Genomic DNA, 2,960 nt, shown 5'->3' with positions numbered 1-2,960 from the left:
AATGACTTTCTGAAAGCCGAGGGACTGGTCTCGCTGCGTGATGGCTGGATCAAGCTTCACCATTGCCGGTGAAACGCGCTGTGCGGAGCCGCATGCAGGGTGTTGTGGGGGTTGGGGGTTAGATACCCCCGGCTACCCGATTAGATTTCAATAGTCGTGCTTGCCTGTATCAAGCTCGGCCATTCCGAACATATCCGCAGGACGCTTTGTTTCGAACGTAGGATCAGAAAATGCGGCAGAGAGTGCTTGCTCCGCATAATTCACAAGTTCGATAAGTACAGTATATGCCTCAGAGAGCACGACTTTATGTTTACCAGCATTCATAGTTATCCACCCCGACTCGTTGACGAAGTCTACACGGCCGGCTGGCATTGCCAGCTGATCTGAAACTTTTGCTGGCATCACCCCAGGTCGGATAAAACAAGTTTTAACTACAAGTGGTGTGTGACTAACTGCAGTGACCCAGCTAAGCGACCCGAGAACTGAGGACTTTAAAGACACTATCTGATCTATTTTTTGTGCGATATGGGCTGAAACATTCCTCAGTTGCCGAATTCCCTCAAGCTTTTCCTGCACTGTAGCCGGTGCATACTGAGCGGGCATCGATTTTGTACCAGGTTGCATTTTCCAAAGGCTTCTGAATCTATCCGTCGCGTCGATAAATGCCCAAGCGTCCAAATACAGGTATGTAAATTCGCTAGGCGTTTCATTCCTGCAGTATGAAAACACATGCTCTGTGAGCCCTGAACACAATCGACGGTACGCCAGATCTGCTATTTGCGCTGCGTGCCTCAAACCATCGATATACAGCGCCTGTCTTGCATCTAGGGCGTGTGGAATATTTAGAAACGGTGAATCGTTGGAAAACATCATCTTTGAAATCTAACGGCACGGCTTACGCGCCGGCTTGGAGGCGCGCAGCGCCGTAAAGCCGGTCGCCGTACAGCCGCTGGTTATAGCGTACTGTTTAGTATTATCCCAGCACTCGCCAGGAAGGCAACAACAACCCCTGACCTCTGCATTAAAACCCAGTATTTTCTCCATGAGAGCGCGAACCTTTCGGTACGCTGTATTCCCATCAAAAATAATACCCAAGACAATCCCACAAGTGTTGGGACGATAAAGGGAGCCGGACCATAAACTGCAAACAGAGAGCTGATAGCAAGCAAAACGGCTAAGACAAGCCATACCGAAGCAAAAATTCGATTGGGTCCCATAAACTCCATGTTTCGCATCAGCGTCATTCCTTGCTGCCGTACCTATAACGCTGAGGTAACCGGCGCCGGAGCGCCAGCGGAGGGAACCAAAAGCGGCACGCTTTTGGCGTCCGGTTGACCGCATTGTTAGGCTTGACCGAACCGAAGAAGCTCATCTTCGAAGCCGGACCGTGCCTTCAGCGCGTTAATAATATCATTGCCTGAAACGTCGAGGTCACCAGGCAATTTAGGGTGAGTCAGCCGATCTCGAACCTTTATTGCCTGCTTTAAGCACGACCACCATTCGACTGAAGCGTCGAAGGGAACTTCTATTCCGTGGGCTTTTCTGTTCATAGCAATGGCAAAACGAATATTCTTAGAAAGCGAAATCTTTGCGGCAGCTTCAACGATTTCACCCTTTTGATTTATCTCGTATTCCGTGTCTGTAGCAAAGTATCTTTCCTGAGGCGTTATTGGAATCTCGTTCTCCATGCAATGATTAGCAGACCATGCTTTTACCGAAAACGTAACCGCTTCTAGGTATGCAAATATTGCCCTGATGAGCTGCCGTGCGTGGTATTCGTAATTAGCGGTCACCCCACCGTCTTCGTCTTCTTGCCCAGCATCAATAGCCTCTACTAACTCTGAATGACATCGATCGCAATCTTCACTCAGAGTATCTATGACTTCTCGTGTCGTACGCTCTTGATCTTCGGTCATATTCCCTTGAGCCTAACGGTGGAGATCAGCGGTCCGCTGCAGCCCCTGGTTAGCTGCTGTTTCGGTCCCGTTGAGGGGTAGCCGCCCGCAACGCAGCAGCTCCTTTTTCCAGAACATAGTTCTGCAGCAGATTCTCAACTATATCCATTACATGAGAAACTTCGGCTGCTTTTGCCTCATGGCCACGATGCGCAGCCGCGTGGCCGGCCTCCAATGCAGCTTCCAAGTATTCTTTATTAACCTTGCTGACGAAGCCTTCTTCTTCGAGTTTTTTTAACTTTTTGGCAAAACCGCCAACATCCCCTAGCTTCTCACTCATGTATAAATCTACCAAGGCCCGCGCTCCCATCAATGCGAGCCTTCTGCTATCAGCGTTCAGGGCAATATAGACCTCAAGAAGCAAGTCACCCATTTCTTCAGGTAAATGATTAAGCCAATCCTTGGGAACCGCGCGAGATGTTTGCGGCGGGAAATAGTTAATATCGACTCCATCCCACTCAGAAAAATCGAAAACCTTTTGGAGGCAGATATCTTCACAGCCGCAGCATTCCAACATCGAATATGTAGTACACCACGTAATCTTTTCCCGACATAAAGGATCGCTCGAATCTGCCGTCTCGCTTCCGCTCTGCGTTCTACGGGCTATGACAAAGTGATTTGTTTCTTGGAGGCAGCTATTGCAATGAGCCTTCACCACTTCCTTGTCGACATTACTCATTGATAAACCTCTATTTACAGCTAACGAGACTGTAGAAAAACTCGCTTCCGGGTTCACCCACAGCCTTCCTACTGATTCATTTCACCAGCGTAGTCGCTGGCTCGATTTCTTCCCGGTTCCGATGTCCGGTTCTTTCCGGATTACTTCTACGTCCTTAAAGACCCATCATGGCCGGCTTCTACAGGCTACATTCCGGACGCGCCTCTTCATGCGGCCAACTGCCCGTAATTGGCCAGTTTCTCGATGTTATGCACCAGGCAGTAGAGCTGCCATTGGCCCTGGACCTTGCGCTTGCCGCGCAAACTGAACCGGCTAAGGCGCTTGGT

General features: G+C 49.6%; 4 protein-coding genes. All 4 read right to left on the bottom strand.

What is annotated here, in order from left to right; translation table 11 throughout:
- Nucleotides 1-147 precede the first annotated feature (147 nt).
- Nucleotides 148-873 (bottom strand): hypothetical protein, encoded by a 726-nt coding sequence (locus tag AC1RQI_RS16515; RefSeq protein WP_481905707.1) that lies wholly within the window; start codon nucleotides 871-873, stop codon nucleotides 148-150.
- Between the two features lie 470 nt (nucleotides 874-1,343).
- Complete coding sequence (locus AC1RQI_RS16510; RefSeq protein ID WP_481905706.1) at nucleotides 1,344-1,916, bottom strand: hypothetical protein; 573 nt, start codon at nucleotides 1,914-1,916, stop codon at nucleotides 1,344-1,346.
- Between the two features lie 49 nt (nucleotides 1,917-1,965).
- A complete protein-coding gene (locus AC1RQI_RS16505) occupies nucleotides 1,966-2,634 on the bottom strand; it encodes a DUF4145 domain-containing protein (RefSeq protein ID WP_481905705.1) in 669 nt (222 codons plus the stop codon).
- A 206-nt stretch (nucleotides 2,635-2,840) separates the two neighbouring features.
- Nucleotides 2,841-2,960 (bottom strand): transposase (locus AC1RQI_RS16500; protein WP_481905680.1); only part of this gene is annotated, 120 nt, incomplete at its 5' end.

It is taken from the genome of Salicola sp. AFF1 (assembly GCF_056783195.1).
Note: the sequence above shows the minus strand (reverse complement) of the source record. Positions and strands in the feature narration are given on the sequence as shown.